This window comes from Geoalkalibacter ferrihydriticus DSM 17813 (assembly GCF_000820505.1).
Classification (GTDB): domain Bacteria; phylum Desulfobacterota; class Desulfuromonadia; order Desulfuromonadales; family Geoalkalibacteraceae; genus Geoalkalibacter; species Geoalkalibacter ferrihydriticus.
Genome location: NZ_JWJD01000003.1, coordinates 62,797 through 85,108, shown reverse-complemented (window position 1 = coordinate 85,108; position 22,312 = coordinate 62,797). Strand labels below are relative to the sequence as shown.

Genomic DNA, 22,312 nt, shown 5'->3' with positions numbered 1-22,312 from the left:
GGCCCTGGTGTCGACCCGAATCGAACAGGGCCTCGTGGTTTGACGAGGGGCTTAGAAGCTGAAGGCCAGGTTGATCCCGGCAAGAATTTCCGAATCAATCGCCCGCTTGGCCGGGCCGCTGATACCGGAGCTGAACATGAAGGAGGGGCTGATAACAAGCTGCTCGGTCAGGGCATAGTCGGCGCTGATGCCCAGTTCATAGTTATGAAAGTCGCGATAAGCGCCCACGGCATAGTCGCTGGCCTGATTGAAGCTGATCAGGGCACCGAGATTCACGGACAGCTCGTCCATGAGCGCCAGACTGTGACCCGCGGAAAGAGAAAAGAACAGACCATCGGAATCGGCTTCGTCGTAATCCCAATAGATGGTCAAGGTCGGAGCCAGCAGGGTGTCGAGGGCGGCGCTCACGTAGAGTTCGTTGGTGTCCTTAACGCCCGTCTGGCTGACATCGTTGAGGTTGTAGAAAATATTGCCGACGCTGAGCGACACCAGTTCATGGGGACTGAAGGTGTAGTCGATGGTGATGTCGGTTTCGGTCAATTCACCGTCGTTCTGCTGAATATTGCTCCAGTAGCTGAAAGTGAAACCGCCCACGCCCACATCAATGCCGGGCTGAAAGACCGGCTTGCCGCCGCTCAGATCGAAACCGCGCCACAGATATTTGTCAAAATAGCCAATGTAGACATCTCCCGAAACGTCCAGATTTGCCGCCGGGGCCTTACTGATACCGGCAACCGAAAAGACCGCCACCCCTACGAAAACCGCAATCCACTTGTGCATCTTCATTCGTTTAATCTCCTTTGCTGGATGAGAAATGTGCCCCGGGCAGCCGATTGCCGCCCGGAGCAGGATGAGACCATAAAACCTAACGCAGCTTCTGGGAGCCTTGTCCGAATTCGGGGTAGGCTTCCAGGCCCAGTTCCGCGGTGTCCGAACCACTGTGTTCTTCTTCGGGCGAAACGCGAATGCCGATGGTGTATTTCATCGCCAGCCAGACCCCGGCGCTGAGCAGCGAGACGAACGCACCCACGGCAACCACGCCGAGCAGCTGCACGAAGAAGCTGGCGTCGCCGTTGGTGATGGGAACCGCCAGAGTGCCCCAGATGCCGCACACCAGATGCACCGAAAGGGCGCCGACCACATCGTCGATCTTGAGTTTATCGAACAGAGGCACAGCCAGAACCACTAGCACGCCGCCCACCGCACCGATGAGCACGGCACCGCCCGGCGTGGGCGTGTCAGGACCGGCGGTGATGGAAACCAGGCCGGCCAGGGCGCCGTTGAGAGCCATGGACAAATCGACTTTTTTGTAAATAACCTGCAGAGCAATCATGGCCGCGATGATGCCACCGGCCGCTGCCAGGTTGGTATTGAGATAAACCACCGACATTTCAATGACCGCATCGGCCGAACCCAGAGCCAGAACCGAACCGCCGTTGAAACCGAACCAGCCGAGCCACAGGATGAAGGTGCCGAGAGTCGCCAGGGGCATGCTCGAACCGGGAATGGGGTTGACCCGCCCGCCCGCGCCGTACTTGCCCTTGCGCGCACCGAGAATAATCGCGCCGGTCAAGGCCGCCCAGCCGCCCACCGAGTGCACGATGGTCGAGCCGGCGTAATCAGAGAAACCCATCTCGTCAAGCCAGCCGCCGCCCCAACTCCAGGCACCCTGAATGGGATAAATGATACCCGTGAGCACCACGACGAAGAGCAGAAAGGGCCACAGCCTGATGCGCTCGGCCACGGTGCCCGAAACCACCGAAGCCGCGGTGGCCACAAACACCATCTGGAAGAACCAGTCGGAGCCGCTGGCGTACTCTGCTGAATAATCGCCGGCCAGGGCTGCGGCGTCATCGGGCCCCCAGAATCCCAGGCTGCCGAAGAAGCCTCCATCCACGCCGGAATACATGAGGTTGTAGCCGATCAGGTAATAAAGAATGCCGGCCAGCGAATAGAGCGAGATGTTTTTGAGGCAGATGGTGGAGACATTTTTGCTGCGCACCATGCCTGCTTCGAGCATGGCAAAGCCGGCGGCCATCCACATGACCAGCACGCCGCTGATGAGGAATGAAAAGCTGTTGAGAATGAATGCAACCTCAGAGATAACCGTCTCCTCGGCCAGGGCCGACGCGGGCAGGGCGAGGACCCCCAGGACCGCGGCAACAATGAACAGGGTTGTCTTTTTCATGATACTACCTCCGCTGGAATAGGCGAGACTTAAGCTCGAAGTCAAAGACGTTGTTTGGTGTCACAAGGAATCCGGGCCTTCTTCGCCAGTACGAATACGAATCGACTGGTCGATGGGCAATACGAAGATTTTGCCGTCGCCGATGCGACCGGTGCAGGCTTCTTTCTGAATGGCCGCGACCACTTCGACGACTCGCTCATCGTCGACCACCACCTCGACCTTCACTTTGGGGATGAAATCGATCTGGTACTCGGCACCGCGGTAAAGCTCGGAATGCCCTTTCTGCCGCCCGAAACCGCGCACCTCACTTACGGTCATGCCGGGGATTCCCAGGTCGGAGAGGGCACCCTTGACGTCCTCAAGCTTGAAGGGCTTAATAATGCATTCCACCTTCTTCATCCTGAATCTTCTCCTTGTCGAGACATTCGCTCGTTGCCAACAAATAAAGGCGCCCGAACTGCATCCATGGGGGAAGCAGTTGGGGCGCCTTTGCCCTTGCTTTTCGGAACCTTCCCGCAACGCCGTTGTCGCTGGAAATCCGCTGAATCTTCGCTGGTTCGTTTTAGAAAGCGCTGAGACAAACCGGCACTGTGCAGATATTAAGCACAGGCCGTGCCAAACATAAAAACCATCATAATTTCGACTTCTTTCAGGTTCACACCGCGAATCCATGCCTACCAATTAAGCAGAAACACTGTCCATCGCTCAGGTTTTAAACAAATCACTCGACAGGAAGGCGAATGCGAAAGCTGGCTCCCTGGCTCGGTGCTGAATCAAGCAGCAGGCGGCCGCCATGGTCATCGATGATGGTACGGCAGATGTACAAACCCAAGCCCGTGCCTTCGCCTTCCTTGCGGGTGGTGAAAAAGGGTTCGAATACTTTTTCCTGCAGATGGGCATCCATGCCCGGTCCACTGTCGGCAAACACTATTTCGACCCATCCGGACTGGACGCGGCGCGAGCTGATGCGGATGGCCCCGTCTTTTTCCATGGCTTGAACGGCATTCATTACCAGGTTGATGAAGACCTGCTTGAGCTTGTTGGGATCGGCCTGCACCAACGGCAAATCGCCGTAATCCTCCAGAACCTCAATGTTGTTGCGCGTCAGCTCGTATTTCACCAGGCGCAGCACGTCACGCACCGTGTCGTTGAGGTCCATAAATCTCTTGTGGGTTTCGCGGCCACGGGAAAAGGACAATAGACCACCGGTCAGGGCTTTGAGCCGATCGGTTTCGCTGTCGATGCGCTCCAGCAGTTCTTCCTGGTCGGGGGGAATCTGCTCCTCGCGCAACAGCAATTGCGCGGCGTAGGAAATGACACTGAGGGGATTGTTGATCTCATGGGCGATTCCAGCGGAGAGGCGCCCGAGTTCAGCGAGTTTCTCCGACTGTATGGTCTGATCGAGGAGCCGTCTGAATTCGGTTACGTCTTCGACGATCACCACCGCCCCGGTCGTGGCACCGCCATCCTTGAGCGCGGCGATACGCCGTTTTTGGAAGCGGACTTCACCCCGCAGATCCCGGTGGGCCAGGCGCAGTTTTTCCGAAATACCACTGCTCAGTACCTGGCGCAGACGCTGCGCCATGCCCTCCTCTTCGAGTTGCGGAAACAGGCACAGCAGCTCTTGCCCCAGGGCCTGGGCTTCGCTCAGGCCACTCATGGTTTCCATTCCGGGATTCCACGAGGTAATGCGCAGATCGATATCGACCGTGTAGATCCCGAGATCGACGCTTTTAAGAATGCGGCTGTTGAACTGGTGCAAATCTCGGTACTGGTTGGAGACGTGACGCAGATTCTCATAGAGGCGGGCGTTTTCAATGGCGGCAGCGGCCTGACGGCCTAGAATCACCAGCAAATCGCGATCTTCCTCGGTGAACGCCTGCGATCGCGTGCTCTCAACGTTGAAAACACCTAGAATTTTATCATGGGCCACCAGAGGCACGGCGAGTTCACTGCGCGCGCCTTCGATGCCGGCGACATAATCGGCCGTGGCGCGCAGGTCATTGATCAACAACGGCTCCCCGTTTTGCGCCACTTTTCCCATCACGCCTCGCCCCAGAGTGAGGGGCACTGCGGTCACCTGAGAATCGTAGCCGTAGGAGGCTGCCGTCACCAGTGTCCGAGCATCCTCGTCGAGCAGGCGAATGATGGCGTTGTCGAAATGAAAAACATCGCGGGACACGTCGAGAATCCGCCCGAGAAGTGCCTCGAGTTCGGTGGTCGCCGCCAACTCCTGGCCGATTTCGATCAATGCCTTGAGCAGGCGTTCGCGTTTGTCATCCAATGTCTTCGTCATCCATGCCCTTTGCGCAGCTCGTATCCCGAGGGGTTCGTCGTGTCAGAGGGTTTCTCGCGCTTCAAGCCAAGCTGTTTCGCATAACCCGTGCCAGAGACAGATGATGGTGTAAACAAACGCCATTGCATGCACTTAAACATTTTGCCGAGAGGAAGCACAGTGCGCAAAGTGCCTCACATTTAACACCGATCGCTCAAAAAGAAGGCACACCAAGGCCGGTGGCAAGCAAATCAACCCGCGCGCGGCAGATACAGATGTGGGTCGAGTAAATTGCCTCTTGCAAGGCCTGCGCTGATCTCCTATACTCATTTCTAAACGAGCCGCTCTCTGCCCTACAGGTGAGGTCAAGAACGCCCACGCGGAATAATTTTCTTTCGGGATCTCCTCCCGTGACGCGGTGTGCCAGCCCGCCCCGTAGCGGGACGCCTGATGCGTCACTTGGAGAACCCACTTTGTTGGTTCTCGTTGTGAGGCCGATGTCCCACGGTAGGCGTGGAGAGGGCTACAATGGAAAAGGCGCCATGCATTTGGCGCCTTTTTTACATTTAGTCGCAGGCAAATCCAGCAATGCCTCAGCGATAGGGAAATTCCTCTTTGGTGCGGCTGACTTCTTCACATTCGCTGAAATCCCAACAGCGCTGGTCACCACTGCTGGTCAGCACGACCAGATGATCCGGCGAACAACTCAGCACACGTCCTTCTTCATGGTTGCCCGGATGCGATGCGAAAGCGTCGTTGCCGGATTGTGCTTCCTGACAGAGATAGTCAAAACGCTCTTTTCTCATGGCCATCCTCCTTGTGTGTACTTTTCTATTTCCTGACCAATTATATCACAATTCCACATCCGTTCATCCTCCGGAACCTGCCGCGGCGCCTTGAATTTTTTTCCCTCTCCCTTCGCGCCTGTGCTACCATTTTGCGCTCAATGAAACAGCGAAGGGATGCAATATAATTTATGGAAAACTCTGACATTCATCGCCTAACCCTCGGCGACAAGGAAATCATTCTGGTCGGCACCGCGCACATCTCCCGTGAATCAGTGGAAACCGTCACCCGGGTCATCACTGAAGAGCAACCCGACACCGTTTGCATCGAGCTTGACGAACAGCGCTTTCAGGCGCTGCGAAACACCAACAAGTGGGAATCGCTCAACCTTAAGGAAGTCATCCGCAAAGGCCAGGTGCCCTTTCTCATGACCAACCTGGCGCTTGCGGCCTTCCAGAAACGCATGGGCCTGCAAACCGGCATTCGCCCCGGCGCCGAGATGGCTGCCGCGGCCGAGACCGCCGAGGCGCTGGGTGCGCGGGTCGAGCTGGTTGACCGCAACATCCGCACCACCCTGCTGCGCGTGTGGCGCCGCACCAGTCTGTGGAAAAAAGCGCAGATCATGGGCGCGCTGGTGGCAGGACTGTTTGACTCACAAAAAGTCAGCGAAGAAGAACTGGCGCGTCTGCGCCAGACCGACACCCTCTCGGCCATGCTCGAAGAGATGAGTCGCATGCTGCCTTCGGTGAAGACCGTGCTGGTCGATGAACGCGACATCTACATGGCCTATCACATCCTGCACGCGCCGGGAAATCGCGTCGTGGCAATTTTGGGCGCGGCGCATATTCCGGGCATCAAGCGGTTGCTGAAGGAGGATATCAGCGCCGCGACCATCGCCGAAATTTCGCGGATCCCGGCCAAGCCCATCATCTCGCGGGCGATTCCCTGGATCATTCCGGCGGTGGTCATCAGCCTGTTTGTTCTCGGTTTTTTTCTCGGTGACCGCCAGCAGGTAGCCGGTGCCGCTCTGGCATGGGTGTTGGCCAACGGCGGCCTTTCCGCGCTGGGCGCATTGCTGGCCCTGGGCCATCCCCTGACGATTCTCAGCGCCTTTCTCGCAGCGCCACTGACCTCTCTCAACCCCACCATCGGCGCGGGCTTCGTCACCGGGCTGGTGCAGGTCATGGTCGCAGCCCCCACGGTACGTGACATGGAACGGGTCGGTGAAGATCTGGTCTCGGTGCGCGGTTGGTGGTCCAACCGCCTGGCACGAGTGCTTCTGGTTTTCGTCTTCTCGTCTCTCGGCTCAACCCTGGGAACCTTTCTCGCCTTCCACTGGCTCAAGGACTTGATTTAATAAGGGATTTCCGCTTAAAGACAAGAGAGCGGCGTCCTCTGATTGAAATTTAATGCCGCCGCAACCATTTCTTAACCTTTTCCCCCTAGCCTTTGACTCGGCCTATCTCAAATCTGAGCCGACCGTTATCGGCCCCCAACCACGGAGTTTAGGGAGGAAAGAAAATGATTGCCAAGGTACGCAAAAAAACAGCAGCCGTTCACATTGCCCTGCTGGTGCTTCTGCTCCCCGGGCTGTGCTTCGGCAACAACGGCGTTGCCGGCATGGCGACGCCGCCGCACAAGGCCGCGCAGGCTAAGAACATCATCCTGTTCATCGGTGACGGCATGCAGCTCGAGCATGAAATCGCCTACAGCCGCTATCTGACCGGCGAAGATTTCGCTCTGGTCTGGAACAATTTCGACTACGAGGTTCCCGTCGCCACCTGGGACGTGACCACCTACAATCGCTACGCCCGCGACTTGGGCGCGGCGCCCTTCGCGTACGACAACTTTGATCCAATGGTCGGCTACAATGCCAACGAAGGGGGCTTCGAACGATACCCCCTGGATACCACAGGAGCGGACAATTATTTTCTGCGGCCGCGTTACGCCACCGATTCGGCCTCGGCGGCCACCGCCATGGCTACGGGCGTTAAGACCGATGCCGGCAACCTCGCCTGGCTCTCCGGCGACCCCGAGGGCGGCGACCTGAGAACCATCGCCGAGATGGTGCGCGAGTCCAACGGCGGCGCCATCGGCGTGGTGAGCACCGTGCCCTTCAGCCACGCGACTCCGGCGGCCTTCGTCTCGCACAATGTCAGCCGCAACAACTATTTCACCGGGCGCGGCGGCTACCAAGGCATGGGAATCGCCGATGAAATTATTCAGATGGTCAGGCCCGAAGTGGTCATCGGTGGCGGTCATCCCGACTACAACAGCGGCTTCATGTCGCGTGCCCTTTACGATGAGCTCCAGCGAGGCAGCGAATACCTCTTCGTTGAGCGTCTTCCCGACACCAACGGAGGCCGCGCACTGCGCAACGCAGCCCGTCAGGCGGCCAAGCAGGGCAAAAAACTCTTCGGTCTGTTCGGCGGCGCCGGCGGCAATTTCGAACCTCCTCTGGTTGCGCACGACCCCGGCTATCCGCAAATTGAAGCCGCCACCAAGGAAAATCCCACCCTCGCCGACGCCACCCTCGCCGCCCTCGAGGTGCTCAGCACCAATGAAAAAGGCTTTTTCCTCATGGTCGAGCAGGGCGACATCGACTGGGCCAATCACGCCAACGATTATTTGTGGATGATGGGCACCATGCATGACCTGCATGAGGCGGTCAAGGCCGCCGTCGCCTTCGTCAACCAGCAGGGCGACCACATGGACTGGAGCAACACTCTGCTGCTGGTGACCAGCGACCACGGCAACAGCTACATGCGCCTCAATCCCGCCTTGCCCATGGGCAAAGGCGAACTTCCCTCCCCGAGTGAAATTCGGGTGTGGAACCAGAATCAGGTCGAGGGGGTAATGAAAGTCACCTTCGGCACCGGCAGCCATACCAACGAACTGGTCAGCCTTTATGTACAGGGCGCCGCCGCTGACCTGCACGCCCAGTATGAAGGTTTCTGGTACCCGGGAACTCGAATCATCGACAATACGCATATCTTCGAGGCCATGCGCGAATTCGCTTTTAAATGGGAGTATGACGGCTGGCGTCCTGGGACATCCCGTAAGCCTTTCCTGGAGAAAGTTCCCGGATTTGCACGTTGATCCCGGCCCCCTGAGACCAGGCTGAGCTGCAAAAATAGACAGGCCGAGGCTCCACCGAGCAATCTGACGCAAAACGCCGCAGGGATTAGATGATCCCTGCGGCGTTTTCTTTATTCTGCAGATTCAGCTGCGCTCACCCCACCGATCGGTCCCCTTGGAGCCGCACGCTCATCAGTTGCGAGTGCCGATCTGCTCCTCGGCACTGGAACTGGCGGTCTGTACATGACGCTCGTGCAGCTTATCCAGCGCCACCGCCAAAACCCCATCACGCTCATAAGGGTCGGGGCGGAACTGGACAACACCCTGCCCGTCGACCCAGGCAGTGAAATAAAGCAAGTGCACGGCAATCGGTCGCCTGAGCATGACTCGCTTGGGCTCAGAGGCGTTTAGGGCCTGATGCAAGCGGTCACAATCCCAGTTGGGATCGTCTTCGAGCAAAAACTGAGCCAGATCAGCGGCGCGCTCGACGCGAATGCAACCAGAGCTGAGGGTACGCTGTTGCTGGCGAAAGTGATGGCGATCCGGCGTGTCGTGCAGATAGATGTCAAGATCATTGGGGAACATGAACTTGACCTGCCCCAGCGGATTCCAGGGTCCGGGGCGCTGGCGCAATAGCCCGGGAAAGGTACGCGCCGTGGTGCGCTGCCAGTCGATTTCGGAGGGATGAATGGGGTCGCGCGAAGGACCGCGCCAAGGGATGATTTCGTAGTGATTGGCGTCGAGATATCTGCGGTCGGCACGGATACGCGGCAGTTTGTCCTTCTGCAGGATGGTCGGCGGCACCCCCCAGTAGGGCGCGAATTCGAGATAGGTCATACGCCCGGAGAACACCGGTGTTTTGCGCTGAGTGGTACCGACCACAACGGGCATATGCATGACGACCCGACCCTGCTCCACCACCTGCAGGCTGAAATCGGCGATATTGACGGCGATATGGCGCGCACCCAAATCCTCTGGCAGCCAACGCCGTCTCTCCAGATTCAGTTCGATCTGGCGCACCCGGTCTTCGATGGGGCGATTGAGTTCAGCGAGGGTCTTGGGTCCCACTGCGCCATCGGGACTCAGGCCGTGGCGACGTTGAAAGCGCACCACGGCCGCGACGATGTCGCCGCGATAAAGTTGCGGATCCTCGGCGTCAAGTGTCGCGAGGTCATCGCTCATCCACAGACGCTGACGCAACATCGCGACTCGGGGATCCGCATCGCCCCGGCGCAGAACCGCTCCCGGGGGAACCTCGGGCCATCCGCCGGCCTTTTCCAGCAAACGGTAACGCTGCAACTCCTCACGCAACTTAAGATAGTCCTGGCCACCAGGAATCAGGTTGCGCAAGGCTCCTTCCACGTTCTGGTCAGCAAGCGCCGCGCTGAGCACCGCGACCCCATCCGGCCGGTGCAGGCGCGCGCGCCATTCACCGGCAAACAGATCGTTGGGATCGACCTGCCCGGTTCTCAGGCGCGAAGCGTGCAGCAGGAAGGCGTGGCTGAGAAACACATCGAGTTGCGCCACGGAGAGCGAATCGAAAAGGATGTTGTGGTATCTATAATGCTGCACCTGGCGGAGAAGCTCATGGATAAACGAAAGGTGGTAGCCCTGGGTGCTCAGTCCGTCTTCGACTGCGGTGTGCAATACGCGAAGCAACGAATCGACCTGCGGCAAATCGCCGGGTTCATGAAACCACGCCGCCGCAAAATCGCGCTCCTGATAGAATCTTCTGAGTTCGCCGTGCAGAGGCAGCCAGGCATCGCCAATCAAGGCCTCGCTGTGCGGCGCAGGGGGCAGCAGTTCCTCGATCTGATCAGCCACCAGACGCAGCACCGGCTCATTGGGCGCCGCGTGCACAACCGCGGACAGCATCAAGACCGCGAAACAAGCGAAAATCAGCGGTCGGAAAACGGGTTTCATAGTTGCCCTTTCACTAACTCAGGGTTGGGATTTTTTTGCTTTCATTTTGCCGTGCCAAGCCACTGCCAATCCCTGCTCGGCACATATCCATTATAATTGGAATGGCACTGCACTTCATTGAAAATCCGTAGAAAGATTTTTTTTCTCACAAATCGCATTCGCAGTTTTGATTTTTTACCGCGGTTGCCACTTCAACTTGCCGATTTTCTTAGCCTGAGGTAGTCTTGAGACACTGCTGTGTGAGAAAAGGAGACCTTATTCGTGACCTGGCAACACAAACTCAAGCGCTTTCTTTCCGGCGGCGGCGGATCTCAGGATCTGTCCGTGGCCCGCTCGCTGATCTTCATCAACTTGATTCTCTTTACCCTCATGGCCCTGCACGGCACCGTTCAGGGCCTGGAGATGCGCGCCATCATGAATCCGCCGACCCAGTTGCTTATTCACTGGGGAGCGCAGTTCTGGCCCTTTGTCTTCAACCAGGGCGAATGGTGGCGGTGTATCACCTATGCCTTTACCCATGGTGGTTTGATTCATCTGGCCTTCAATATGGTCGTACTCTACATGGTGGGTCCGCGCCTGGAATTTGAGATCGGCAAGGCCCCCTTCATCGTGCTCTACGTCTTCACCGCCCTCACCGGCACCCTCGCCGGCCTGCTCTGGCACCCCATGACCCCGGTAGTCGGCGCTTCGGGGGCACTTTTCGGCCTGATCGGATTTTCGGTGGCCTATTATCACCGCATCGGCACCTCCATTGCCATCCAGATGCGCAATTTCTTTTTCCAATGGGCGGTGTTCGCTTTTATTTTCGGCCTGTTTATCGGAGCAGACAACGCGGGGCATCTCGGCGGGGCCGTGGGCGGTGTGATCCTCGGCTTTCTCATGCCTGTTTCTTTTCCCGGGCAGCGCCGCATCGCGCCGGCCCTCAAGGGGCTGGCGACGGTGTGTGTGGTGTTGGTGGCCCTGAGCCTCGGCGGCCTGGTCTTGTCATGGTTTTAGTCGAAAAATGATGTAACGCGGATTTGTCAGGAGAACAGGATAAAGGAAGATTTTTCGACAATCTGAATCTGCCCTTATCCAGGTAGTCAGATTTGATCGACGCACCCAGATTTTTTCCAGGATTGTCGCCCATGGCTAAGGACAAAACACCCGTCACCCCGGCGGTGCGCTTTCTGCGGCAGGAATCAATCGACTTCACCCCGCGCCTCTACGCCTACGAGGAAAAGGGCGGCACCGAGGTCTCTGCGCGCGAACTCGGGGTCGACGAGCACGCCGTCATCAAAACTCTGATTATGGAAGACGACCGGAAAAATCCGCTCATCGTCCTCATGCACGGCGACCGGCAGGTGTCGACCAAGGAACTGGCCCGCCAGATCGGCGCACGCAGCATCACCGCCTGCACACCTGAAGCCGCCCATCGACACTCGGGTTACCTGGTAGGCGGCACCTCACCTTTTGCGACGCGCAAGGCGATGCCGGTCTACATGGAGAAAACCATCAGCGCTCTGGAGCGCATCTACATCAACGGCGGCAAGCGTGGCTTTCTGGTGGAGATCGCCCCCGCAGACCTGGAATGCCTACTCAGGCCGACCACAGTGAGCGTGGCGGTTTGAATTCGAGGAGAAAATTTGGGCGGGAGAGCATACAGAAATTTCCTGTAGGCTTATCGTGACTATTCAGCACCGGGTCTCGCGGCATCCATGGCGCCGGCCAAGCCCCCGGGATGGATTCATGGGCCTTCGACATGGATGTCGCGTGACCTCCCTCGGCCAGGGTGAACAGTTACGGTTTATCCTATCCTGCCCTTTCCGTATTCATCCGTGTACCCAGGATCTTAGGGGGTTCGCCATGACCAACGAAGAAAAATTCCGCAAGGCAGCACAGGCCATCGCCGGGGCCCGCGCCCTGATCATTACTGCCGGCGCCGGCATGGGCGTCGATTCGGGATTGCCGGACTTCCGCGGCGACCACGGCTTCTGGCAAGCCTATCCCATGTACCAGCGCCTCGGCATCAACTTTATCGGCGCCGCCAATCCTGCGCATTTCGAACGCGACCCCGCTTTCGGCTGGGGGTTCTACGGCCATCGCACCAATCTCTACCGCCAGACCGTTCCCCATGCCGGCTTCGCCCTGTTGCGCCAGTGGATCGAACGCTTCCATCTGGAACATTTCGTGGTGACCTCCAACGTCGACGGCCAGTTCCAGAAAGCGGGCTTCGCTGAAGATGTCATCCTTGAAGTGCATGGCTCCATTCATCATCTGCAATGCCTCACCCCCTGCCGCACGGCTATCTGGCCCAACCGCGAAGAGATCACGCTGGACTTTGAAACCATGCGCGCCCAGTTGGTCCCCGAGTGCATTCACTGCGGTGGCACGGCGCGGCCCAATGTTCTCATGTTCGGCGACTATTCCTGGCTCAGCGACCGCACCAGACAGCAGGAACACAACTTCGACGCCTTTCTCTGCGACCATCGCGACGTTCCCCTGGTCGTGGTGGAGATGGGTGCGGGCACAGCCATTCCCACCATCCGCCATCTCAGCGAACAACTCGGGCATCGCTATAGCGCCACGGTCATTCGCATCAATCCCCGTGAAGCGCAAATCGGCGCGCCCCATATCTCTTTATCACGCGGCAGCCTGGAAGCCCTGCAGAGCATTGCTCAGGAACTTGAAACTCTTTAAGGGATGGAGTCATAGGGTAAAAAAACCCGAGCCCACACCAACACAATTAACCACCTCCAAGATTTCTACTTGCCTTGTGCAGACCCTCCATGTTAAAAACTTCTCATCGCAGAGAATTTTAACAGAGGAGGGTCTAATTTCATGATCAGGTTGAAAAAATCTCTGGTGGCGTTTGCCGCTCTATCCTGCGGCCTGGCCGCGGCCCCCGCGGCAGCCCAGGAGTTTTTCCCCGTCGGCCCGCGCGCCCTGGGCATGGGCGGCGCCGGCGTCGCAGCAGCAACCGACACCACCGCCCAGTACTACAATCCGGCGGCCTTCGGCTTTTTCAACTTTCGCGACGCGCAGGGACAGCGCTTTGATTGCGACAACAACGACTGCGGTCGCAAGGTGTGGGGGACCGATCTCGACGCCGCCTTCGGCTACCGTCTGCACAATGAATTTGGCAAGTATCTGGATCCCCTCTCTGATGTGGACGTCAAACAGTTCGACGACGGGGTGCAGACAGCGAGCGAATTGCGCAACTTGGTGGAGGTCATGGGTAACCTTGCGGGTCTGACCGATCCCGGCAATGCCATCACCGCCGATGCCAATGGCGGCCTTGCCGCGCGCATCGGCCACTTCGGCTTCGGCGTGCGGACTTATTTACAGGGCACCGGCCGGGTGGTGAGCGTCGACACCGAAAATTTCGGCGTCGGGGCCGATTTCAACGCGCAATTAACTAATATCGAGGGACTTTCCGGTGACGGCAATTTCGGCTACTTCACCCAGAGCGAGCAGGAGCGTCTGCTGGCGGGGGACAAACTGACTGAAGATAATCTGCAGGCCATCGACCTGCTGATCCGCGAGGCCGGCATCAGTCGCGATCAGGCTGCAACCCTGGTCGATCTGCTCGATGCCGTGGCCGCCAACGACGATCCCGATCTGACCATTTCAGGCAACAACACAACGACCGTCGCCCTTGACGGTTTCGGCTTGATGGAAATTCCTCTCTCCTACGGCTATGCCCTCAACGAACACTGGTCGCTGGGCGGCAGCCTCAAGTTCATGCTCGGCCGGGTCTACGGCACCCAGCTCTTTGTTTTTGATACGGATTCGGGCGATACCCTGAGCGAAATCCGCAACGACTACAACACTTCCGCCAATTTCGGCGTCGACCTCGGCTTAATGGGGCGCTACAAGTACGTCAACTTTGGCCTGGTCGCGCGCAACATCAACGCCCCCAAATTCGACGGATTCACCAAGACAACCACTCTTTCCAACGGCCAGACGGTGAGCACCGCCGTCAAAGACGTGCGGGTGGACCCGCAGGTGCGCGCCGGAGTGGCCTTTATTCCTTTCACGACACTCACTTTGGCGGCGGATCTTGACCTGACCGAAAACGACACGACCTTTTCCGCCTCCAAGAGCCGCTATGCTTCTCTTGGAGTCGAATGGGACGCGTTTCGCGTTCTGGCCCTACGCGCCGGCGCTTACAAAAATCTCGCCGACAGCGACATCGACTGGGTACTGACCGGCGGGCTAGGGCTCAACCTTTGGGCCGTGCGTCTGGATCTGGCCGGCGCCATGGCCACGGAGAAAGAGGAATTCGACGGCCGCGATATCCCTCGCGAAGCGCGGCTGGCCGCCATGTTGAGTGTCGACTTCTAACCTTTCCCGACCTCCATCCACCATCCCGGGGCGCCGCTTAGGCGCCCTTTTTATTTGACCACCCTTCCCGCTTATGGTTTTTTTTCCTTTTTCTTGCACACAGAAAAACATAGTGTATACATAACACAGAAACACTTTTCGCATTTACTCCTACATAAGGGATACCCGGAACACCAAGGCCACAGCGGGCCGAGATCGTCAACCTAAAAGGCAGGAGGAGACAATGAATGCGGACAGGCGGGCAAGAGTAGCTTATCTGGCAGGATCGCTTATCGGCAAGCGGGAAATCCACTCCCTTTATGACAGGTCGCGGGAAAAAACATTAACCGGTGGAAAGAACCTCGACATGATCCGCGTCTCGAGATTGGCGGAAAAAAGAAGCTGCGGAGTCAAGCGCGATCCCCAGGGAAACAACTTCTGCATAATCAATGAGGCAGGACAGCACCTGTGCTTCAGTGTCTACGGCCGTATCTTCGACGGCTATGACCACCAGAGCCACTCACATTTTAGCGGTACGGTCCTGGACGAATTCATTTCATTGTTTGATTACGGCGCCTCGGATTATTTCTGTTATCGGATTTAGCCTTCGAGAGGAAGGCCATCGAGATCGGGGCGGAAAAACCTATAGGTTCCGCCCCCTTCCCGCTTGGCCCGATACATGGCGAGATCGGCGCGATGTAGGAGCAAATCGCCACGCTCACCGTCATCGGGAAAGAGAGTCACACCGATACTGAGGCTGCAGAAAAATTCCCGGTCGCCTAAGGTCAAGGGCCCGGAGCAGGACTGTTGCACCTTGTGGATGGACGCCAGGAGATCTCCGGGTTCGTGCACCGCCGGAAAAACCACGACAAACTCATCTCCCGCCCAGCGTGCGACCGTATCGCTGCGCCGCAGGCTCTGCCGCACCCCCCCGGCCACCATTTGCAGCAGGGCATCTCCGGCGGCGTGACCGTATTGATCGTTGAACTGTTTGAAACGGTCGACATCGATGAACGCGACTCCGACGCCCGTGCCCTCGCGGCGTGCGGTAACCAAGGCCTGCTCAAGACGATCGATCAACAGGGTCCGATTAGGCAGACCGGTGAGAGGATCGGCAAAAGCCATCCGCTGCATCTGCGTTTCCGCCTGCTTGCGCTCGGTTATATCGGTCAGCACGGCAACCATGCCGCGGACTCTGCCGGTGTATTCAAAAAGCGGGCTCAGCGATAGCAATCCCCAGAATGCCGAACCGTCCCGCCGCTGAAGAAAAAGATCGATTTTTTGCCGGCCGCCCCGCGTAACCTGCTCAAAGGCGGCGTTAAGCAACTCGCGGCTCTCACCCACGGCAAAACTTGAAAGAAAGTCGCCTTTGATGTCGTCTTCTTCGAAACCGAGCATCTTCCGGAGAACAGCGTTGGCAAAATCAATGCGCCCCTGCTGATCGAGGCGCAGGATTCCCTCCGGCGCATCATTGACCAGGCGTCGGTAGAGGTCTTCGTCTTCGTGCAGCAGAAAGACCGATGGATCCGTCCGCGAAAACACTTCCGGAACGGCGCGCGCGCCAATCGTGCGTATATCTTTTGAAAAACCCAGATAACCCGCCGGCCACTCATCAACCTTGCCGCTCCAGCCCATGCTTCCCCTCCCCTCCCCCACCGTCATTTCGTCAGTCTTTGTGCCGCGGCATCCGACAAATCTAAAGAACAACCAACTCCTCGCTGGTGAACGTCAGGTGCTTAAGCCCCTCGGGCGCCACCCAGAAGGTATTTTCGACTCCCACCGCGCCCAAACCGGGATAAACCACTTTGGGTTCAAAGGCAAACGTCATCTTCTCTTCCAGTACCTGGTCTTTGAAGCCGCGGGCGATAAAGGGATATTCGTCGATCTCCACCCCAATTCCGTGACCGATGAAGGACACCTGAGCACCTGGGGCGCCCATGAAGTGTTCCTTGTGGCCCAGCTCGGCGGCATAGGCGCAACAGGCATCGTACAACTCGCCCCAAACCGCACCGGGACGTGCCAGCTCCTTGAGGCGCATTTCCACGGCGACCATGTCGTCATAGGCCCTGACCAGTTCCTCGGGCAGCCCATCGATACAGAACACGCGCGTCTGATCGACCAGGTAACCGTCGAAAGCCCCGGCAAAATCAACAATAATGGGCTGATTGGGTTCGATGCGTTTGTAGCTCGCCCCCTGTCCGATGCTCGGATTGACCCCGATACCGCCTAGGGGCGCATCGAGAAAGGCGGGCGCAGCGCTGTCCGCTCCGGAAAAAATGTGGCCGAAGAACAGCTCGGAGTTGAAGCCGCGCATGCGCGTAATGCCCTGGTGTCCCAGCTTGCGCGCGGCAAATTCGAGCTCGGCGGCCAACTCCAGATCGGTCATGCCCACGCGGATGACTTCTTTGGCGCGCTGGCAGACGCGGTCGACCATGAGCGCGGCATCCTTCATGATTTCGATTTCGTAGTCGGATTTGACCGCGCGTACGGTACGAATGAGATGGCTTGCATCGCTTGTTTCTGCATCCCCGAATACTTTCTGCAGGCGCTGGAAGATGGCCACGGGCAGCACATCGAGTTCAAATCCGATTTTCTTCGGCATCTGGCGACTGAAATCAGCAAGAATCCCGGGGATATCCTTGGGACTGCGGAACGGCACCACCTCCTTGAGCCCGCATTCCATGCGCGCCCGCGTGTAGTCCTTGCGCACCATGTAGAGAGGCTCGCCTGCGGCCGGAACGTACAGGGCACCCTGTTGAATTGAGCCGGTGAAATAAAACAGGTCGGCATTCTGTACCATGAGCACGGCATCAAGATCGGCATGGCCCATCTGGCCTTGCAGGGACTGGATACGACGCTCAAGTTCGGCAAGGGGAGTTATACGCATGGGGGAAACCTCCGTCAGCAGATGAACAATCCAAGAAAACAATCAGCGAAAAGAAATATGGCTTATTCTCACTCCAGGGCCCGTCATTGTCAAGGTGGGACAGGTGACGGATTCTCTGTATTTCTCTACAGTTTATGCTAATATGTCTGCTTTCGTAACCGATATTTTGGACAACGAGGTTCGACTTTTAATGGACGTTATCACCAATTGGTTTCGGCGCAACTTCACCGACCAACAGGTCATCATTCTTCTGGCGCTTCTGGCCTTGGGGCTGGTGGTGGTGCTGATGTTCGGGCGGATGATGGTGCCTTTTTTCGCCAGCCTGGTCATCGCCTATCTGCTCGAGGGACCGGTGCGCAGCCTCGGCCGTCTCGGCCTGCCGCGCCTGGCGGCGGTGCTGCTGGTTTTCGCAATCTTTATGGCCCTGCTTTTTGTCGGCTTTTTCTGGCTGGTGCCGATGCTGATCAAACAGGTCACGCAACTCATCCAGCAACTGCCCAGCATGATCAGCGAAGCTCAAGCAGCGCTTATGGCTCTGCCTGAGCGCTATCCACGCCTCATCTCCGAAACCCAAACGCAGGAAATTGCCAACACCCTGCGCGCCGAAGTGGTGCGTCAGGCGCAGAAACTGCTCACGGTTTCCATGGCGTCAGTGCTCGGCTTGGTGACCTTGCTGGTCTACCTGGTACTGATGCCGATCCTGGTGTTTTTTTTTCTCAAGGACAAAGACCGCATCCTGCATTGGATGCAGGGTTTTCTTCCCCAGGAGCGCACTTTGGTCAGTACCGTGTGGCGGGAGGTCAACAGCCAGATCGGCAACTACATCCGCGGCAAAATTCTTGAAATCTTGATTGTCTGGATCGTGTCCGGCGTCACCTTCTGGCTGCTCAATCTCAATTACGCCATGCTGCTTGGCTTTCTCGTCGGTATTTCGGTTCTCATCCCTTATGTGGGGGCCGCGGTCGTCACCCTGCCGGTGGCTCTGGTGGCCTCCTTCCAGTGGGGTTTTGACCAACAGTTTTTCTATGTCCTCATCGCCTACGCCATCATTCAACTGCTTGACGGCAACCTGTTAGCGCCGTTGCTGCTCTCCGAAGCGGTCAACCTGCACCCCATCGCCATCATCGCCGCCATCCTTGTGTTCGGTGGGATCTGGGGATTTCTCGGGGTCTTTTTCGCCATCCCCCTGGCGACCCTGATCAACGCCATCATCAATGCCTGGCCGCGCGAAGCCCTGACCAATTAGCCTCCTGACTATTTAATCGTAAGTTCCGCGCAAATCAACCTTCATTTTGCGGTATCATTAAAACGCACCCTCGCCCTGGGCGGGGGATGCGTTTTTCTCCAGGTTTCGGGGAGGAGCCGCAAAAACATGAGGATCGGGGTCAGAGTCACCGGGTTGGCCATTCTGCCGATCCTGCTCACGGCGCTGGTAGCGGCGGGCGTCGCGCTCTACCAGAAGCAGGAGGTGCAGAGATTCTTCGCCCGAGAAATCGAGCGCCACGCCCATAGCGAAGCGCAGAAGATCGCTCAGGACGTCTATCTCATGTGCCGCGCGGCTCAGGAGGCGACCCAGATCACAATCAACAGCAATCTGAGGGTGGCCGAATTCGTCCTCGACCAAGCCGGGGCGATCAGCTTCGCCCCGCCCATGACAGTCTGGGATGCCATTGATCAATACACTCACCGACAAACTCAAATCGCCCTGCCGCGAATGCTGGTCGGCGGCCGTTGGCTAGGCCGGAACGACTCCTTTGACCTGCCCTCTCCCATCGTCGACGAGGTACGTGACCTGGTCGGCGGCACCGTCACTCTGTTCCAGCGCATGAATCAACGCGGCGACATGCTGCGCGTGGCAACCAACGTTGCCGACGCCGCAGGACGCCGCGCCCTGGGCACCTATATACCGGCACAAACCGCTGAGGGACTTGCCGACCCGGTGGTTGCCGCCCTGCTGCGCGGCGAGACTTTTCAGGGTCGGGCCTTTGTGGTCAACGCCTGGTATGTCACGGCTTACCAGCCCATCTGGAATGACGCCGAAACCGAAGTGGTCGGCGCCCTCTATGTCGGAGTCAAACAGGAGAGCCTGGAGAGCCTGCGCAGGGGCATCATGGACATCGTGGTCGGCAAAACCGGCTATGTTTACGTCCTCGGCGGCACGGGGGAACAGCGCGGCACCTACATTATCTCGCAGGATGGACTACGGGACGGCGAGAGCCTGTGGGATGAGGTCGACGCCGCTGGCCACCACTTCATCCGCGAGATCGTCGAAAGAGCCCTGCGCCTGCAAAAATCCGCCAAGAACGCGCGAATTCCCGTGGATTTTGCGCGCTATCCCTGGCTCAACCCTGGGGAAGAAAAAGCTCGTTACAAGGTCGTGGCCATTGCCTATTACGAGCCCTGGGATTGGGTCATCGGCGCGGGCTATTACGAAACCGATCTCAAGGACAGTCAGTTTCGCCTGCAGGCCGCCATGACCGGCATGGGCTACTGGATCGGACTGACTGCTCTGCTGATGATGCTGCTGGCGGTGCCGGCGGGCTATTTCGTCGCCGGCGGCATCCGTAACCGCATCGACAGCATCCTCACCTCCGTCGCGGAAATCCTCATCGTTACCGATTCCCACGGACGCATCGTGCTGCTAAGCAAACCTGCGGAGGAATTATTGGGCGCCTCCCTGCGCCAAGTAATTCATCAACCCTTTGAGCAGGTAATCTCCCACCCGCAATTGCGCGAACACCTGGTTGGCGCACTTGAGAAGGGCCGGGGCGGCACGCGCTTCGACGTCGAATTGCACGACGGCACGGCATCCCGCATCATGGAAGGGCGCACCTCGCTCATTCAAACGCGTGTCGGCACGGCCGTAGGGATGATCTTCATCCTTCATGATGTCACCGGTGAGCGCGCCATGAACCGCATGAAGAGTGAATTCATCTGCACGGCGGCCCACGAATTGAGCACCCCGCTCTCCTCCATCATCGGCTATTCGGATTTGCTCCTCAACGAAAAGGGCCTGCCGGCGGAAACCCGGCAGGAAGCCCTGGCCTACATCAACAAGAAGGCCTGGGCATTGTCGCGTATCGTCAATGACCTTCTGGATTTAACGCGCATCGAACTGGGCCGCGAGATCCCCATCGAGAAAGAAAAAAAAGACATCAGAGAACTACTGCGTGAAATTGAAGTTTTTGGTCGCAACCTCACACAGAAGCACGACTTTGTTCTTGAACTGCCCGACGATCCGCTGGAACTGACCATCGACAGCGGCAAGATGGAGCAGGCCCTGGAGAACATTGTCAGCAATTCCATTAAATACTCACCCGGCGGCGGCACCATTCGCATCAGCGGGCACGGGGAAGCCGACGGGGTTCTGATCGAGGTCGCCGACCAGGGCATCGGTATGACCGCCGAGCAGAGGCGGCGAATTTTTGAACGATTTTACCGTGCCGACACCTCGACCACCGCCGTCGACGGCACGGGGCTGGGCATGAGCATCGTCAAGCATGTGATCGAAGGCCACGGCGGACGGGTGTGGGTGGAGAGTCAGCGCGGCAAAGGCACCCAGGTGTTTGTCAAGTTGCCCTGGGAAGAGGAAGAACGCGGAACCGAACTGAGCTGATTGCGGCAAATCAATGGGGAGAGGAAGACGCAAACGCTCAGGAAGTCAACCAGGCAATCAGGGAGGCTTCGATGAATGCGGCAATCGCCAGCAGCGGCACGATCAACCTCAGCAGTAGCCAGAGGCTTTTTTTCAAACGCGTCTTGAGGGCCACGAAAGGCGCCGGGGCCGTCACCCAAAGACCACACCAGATGCCCAACCCCCATGCGATAAAGACCGCCGGAAGCTCGAAAACCCCATGGGGCAGAATCATCCACAAAGCGCCCGGCTGTTCGGCTATCACCACCCCCGCCAGCCAACCATTGAGCAGGGCGGCAGCCACTGGTAGAAGCCCCAGGCCGACGCCGAGAAGCAGTGCGAAGGTCACGGCCGACAGGTTGCGCACAAAGATCGCCACGGCGATCTGCAGCAGGCTCTTATCGTGCAGAGCCTGGGCCATCTCAAAAAGCGCCTCGGCCAGGTGCAGGCCAGGCGCGGGATAGAGCGGCCCAAAGACCACGCCGAGCAAAAACAGGATCAGCGCGGCAAGGATGCACCAACGCGCTTCACCGAGAAGCGCGAAAACCCGCTGCCGGAATGAGCCCTCGGCACGCAACAAGGAAATCATAATCCAGTCATCGGTGCGCGGACTTTTTCTTCAGTGCCTGTTTATCCGCGGTTACATGCAGCTCGCAGTGCAGGCAACGGCGCAGATAAAGGGGCATGAACCCCTGCATGTGGAAAAAGTTGCCGCAGCGGGGGCATTTGGCAAAGGCCGCAAAAACCACGGCGACGCACACCAGCAGAATCCACACCGCGAAAACCACCCCGGCGACCCGGTCAGATCCGGACAATTCCAAAGTTACCCACATAAGCGGAATGTAAATCAGGATCAGCCCCCAGAGAAACCAGCGCCGCCGACGCAGGGCCTGCATCCCCGGGGCATATTCGGCCAAATCTTCCTCGGGTTGCTGCTCAGGCGTTTCCTCCATGTAAATGATCCTTTCTCCCAGAGTGACGATGGCCCGATAACCGCTTAGGCCTCAGGCCCGGCAACGGAGTTGAAAAACTCCTCAACCTGCTTTTCCGCTTCTTCGCGGCTCATACCGTACTTCTCTTCAAGTTTGCCGACAAGCAACTCGCGCTGCCCGCCGATGAAATTAACATCGTCACCCGTCAATTCTCCCCAGAACTCTCTGGCCAGGCCACGCAATTGATGCCATCTAGCCCGCAATTCTTCGTTGGTCATGTTAAGCCTCCTTGAAAGTTGGGGGA

20 protein-coding genes and 1 other RNA gene are annotated in these 22,312 nt (G+C 58.1%); 10 read left to right on the top strand and 11 right to left on the bottom strand.

Features of this window, described 5'->3' with window-relative positions:
* Nucleotides 1-51: 51 nt before the first annotated feature.
* From GFER_RS09385 to GFER_RS09370, 4 genes are all read right to left on the bottom strand, one after another.
* Nucleotides 52-786, bottom strand: a complete 735-nt coding sequence (locus GFER_RS09385) for a TorF family putative porin (RefSeq protein ID WP_082048000.1) — start codon at nucleotides 784-786, stop codon at nucleotides 52-54.
* A gap of 79 nt (nucleotides 787-865) precedes the next feature.
* Nucleotides 866-2,188 (bottom strand): ammonium transporter, encoded by a 1,323-nt coding sequence (gene amt, locus GFER_RS09380; RefSeq protein ID WP_040098916.1) that lies wholly within the window; start codon nucleotides 2,186-2,188, stop codon nucleotides 866-868.
* 60 nt (nucleotides 2,189-2,248) lie between these two features.
* Nucleotides 2,249-2,587: a P-II family nitrogen regulator gene (locus GFER_RS09375; RefSeq protein ID WP_040098914.1), complete on the bottom strand. Its 339-nt coding sequence runs from the start codon at nucleotides 2,585-2,587 to the stop codon at nucleotides 2,249-2,251.
* Between the two features lie 322 nt (nucleotides 2,588-2,909).
* Nucleotides 2,910-4,484: an ATP-binding protein gene (locus tag GFER_RS09370; RefSeq protein WP_082047999.1), complete on the bottom strand. Its 1,575-nt coding sequence runs from the start codon at nucleotides 4,482-4,484 to the stop codon at nucleotides 2,910-2,912.
* A 321-nt stretch (nucleotides 4,485-4,805) separates the two neighbouring features.
* Here GFER_RS09370 and ssrS point away from each other — a divergent pair.
* A non-coding RNA gene (ssrS, locus tag GFER_RS18235) (6S RNA) lies at nucleotides 4,806-4,987 on the top strand.
* A gap of 69 nt (nucleotides 4,988-5,056) precedes the next feature.
* Here the strand turns inward: ssrS and GFER_RS09365 are convergent.
* Nucleotides 5,057-5,269 carry a hypothetical protein gene (locus GFER_RS09365; RefSeq protein WP_040098909.1) on the bottom strand — a complete coding sequence of 71 codons (213 nt, stop codon included), beginning with the start codon at nucleotides 5,267-5,269 and terminating at the stop codon, nucleotides 5,057-5,059.
* A gap of 170 nt (nucleotides 5,270-5,439) precedes the next feature.
* On the opposite strand from GFER_RS09365, the gene GFER_RS09360 reads away from it, so the two are divergent.
* Both GFER_RS09360 and GFER_RS09355 read left to right on the top strand, forming a co-directional pair.
* Nucleotides 5,440-6,606: a TraB/GumN family protein gene (locus tag GFER_RS09360; RefSeq protein ID WP_052446249.1), complete on the top strand. Its 1,167-nt coding sequence runs from the start codon at nucleotides 5,440-5,442 to the stop codon at nucleotides 6,604-6,606.
* A gap of 164 nt (nucleotides 6,607-6,770) precedes the next feature.
* Nucleotides 6,771-8,348 (top strand): alkaline phosphatase, encoded by a 1,578-nt coding sequence (locus GFER_RS09355; protein WP_040098907.1) that lies wholly within the window; start codon nucleotides 6,771-6,773, stop codon nucleotides 8,346-8,348.
* Between the two features lie 171 nt (nucleotides 8,349-8,519).
* Here GFER_RS09355 and GFER_RS09350 read toward each other — a convergent pair whose 3' ends face one another.
* The gene (locus tag GFER_RS09350; protein ID WP_052446248.1) at nucleotides 8,520-10,250 is read right to left on the bottom strand and encodes a L,D-transpeptidase family protein; all 1,731 of its coding nucleotides are present in this window, start codon (nucleotides 10,248-10,250) and stop codon (nucleotides 8,520-8,522) included.
* A gap of 261 nt (nucleotides 10,251-10,511) precedes the next feature.
* Between GFER_RS09350 and GFER_RS09345 the strand changes: the two genes are divergently transcribed.
* From GFER_RS09345 to GFER_RS09325, 5 genes are all read left to right on the top strand, one after another.
* Nucleotides 10,512-11,246 (top strand): rhomboid family intramembrane serine protease, encoded by a 735-nt coding sequence (locus GFER_RS09345; protein ID WP_235264050.1) that lies wholly within the window; start codon nucleotides 10,512-10,514, stop codon nucleotides 11,244-11,246.
* 131 nt (nucleotides 11,247-11,377) lie between these two features.
* Nucleotides 11,378-11,860: a Cys-tRNA(Pro) deacylase gene (ybaK, locus tag GFER_RS09340; RefSeq protein ID WP_040098903.1), complete on the top strand. Its 483-nt coding sequence runs from the start codon at nucleotides 11,378-11,380 to the stop codon at nucleotides 11,858-11,860.
* Nucleotides 11,861-12,095: 235 nt separating this feature from the next.
* Nucleotides 12,096-12,929 (top strand): SIR2 family NAD-dependent protein deacylase, encoded by an 834-nt coding sequence (locus tag GFER_RS09335; RefSeq protein ID WP_040098901.1) that lies wholly within the window; start codon nucleotides 12,096-12,098, stop codon nucleotides 12,927-12,929.
* Nucleotides 12,930-13,070: 141 nt separating this feature from the next.
* Complete coding sequence (traF, locus tag GFER_RS09330; protein ID WP_040098899.1) at nucleotides 13,071-14,576, top strand: conjugal transfer protein TraF; 1,506 nt, start codon at nucleotides 13,071-13,073, stop codon at nucleotides 14,574-14,576.
* Between the two features lie 223 nt (nucleotides 14,577-14,799).
* Nucleotides 14,800-15,159, top strand: coding sequence for a hypothetical protein (locus GFER_RS09325; RefSeq protein WP_040098897.1), 360 nt, complete (start codon nucleotides 14,800-14,802; stop codon nucleotides 15,157-15,159).
* Here GFER_RS09325 and GFER_RS09320 read toward each other — a convergent pair.
* Together GFER_RS09320 and GFER_RS09315 are read right to left on the bottom strand one after the other, a co-directional pair.
* On the bottom strand, nucleotides 15,156-16,190 hold the full coding sequence (locus tag GFER_RS09320; RefSeq protein WP_052446247.1) for a sensor domain-containing diguanylate cyclase: 1,035 nt from the start codon (nucleotides 16,188-16,190) through the stop codon (nucleotides 15,156-15,158). The genes GFER_RS09325 and GFER_RS09320 overlap by 4 nt on opposite strands.
* Before the next feature lie 61 nt (nucleotides 16,191-16,251).
* The gene (locus GFER_RS09315) at nucleotides 16,252-17,442 is read right to left on the bottom strand and encodes a M24 family metallopeptidase (RefSeq protein WP_040098895.1); all 1,191 of its coding nucleotides are present in this window, start codon (nucleotides 17,440-17,442) and stop codon (nucleotides 16,252-16,254) included.
* Nucleotides 17,443-17,632: 190 nt separating this feature from the next.
* Here GFER_RS09315 and GFER_RS09310 point away from each other — a divergent pair, with 190 nt between their 5' ends.
* Nucleotides 17,633-18,688, top strand: a complete 1,056-nt coding sequence (locus GFER_RS09310) for an AI-2E family transporter (RefSeq protein WP_040099481.1) — start codon at nucleotides 17,633-17,635, stop codon at nucleotides 18,686-18,688.
* Nucleotides 18,689-18,814: 126 nt separating this feature from the next.
* Nucleotides 18,815-21,058, top strand: coding sequence for a Cache 3/Cache 2 fusion domain-containing protein (locus GFER_RS17700; protein WP_052446246.1), 2,244 nt, complete (start codon nucleotides 18,815-18,817; stop codon nucleotides 21,056-21,058).
* A gap of 37 nt (nucleotides 21,059-21,095) precedes the next feature.
* Here GFER_RS17700 and GFER_RS17695 read toward each other — a convergent pair whose 3' ends face one another.
* Genes GFER_RS17695 through GFER_RS09285 form a run of 3 tightly spaced genes read right to left on the bottom strand, consistent with a single transcriptional unit; the run spans nucleotide 21,096 to nucleotide 22,286 of the window.
* Nucleotides 21,096-21,665: a stage II sporulation protein M gene (locus GFER_RS17695; protein ID WP_052446245.1), complete on the bottom strand. Its 570-nt coding sequence runs from the start codon at nucleotides 21,663-21,665 to the stop codon at nucleotides 21,096-21,098.
* A gap of 7 nt (nucleotides 21,666-21,672) precedes the next feature.
* Nucleotides 21,673-22,029, bottom strand: coding sequence for a hypothetical protein (locus GFER_RS09290; protein ID WP_040098892.1), 357 nt, complete (start codon nucleotides 22,027-22,029; stop codon nucleotides 21,673-21,675).
* Between the two features lie 44 nt (nucleotides 22,030-22,073).
* Entirely contained in the window at nucleotides 22,074-22,286 is a 213-nt protein-coding gene (locus GFER_RS09285) for a CsbD family protein (protein WP_040098890.1), read from the bottom strand.
* Nucleotides 22,287-22,312: the final 26 nt, after the last annotated feature.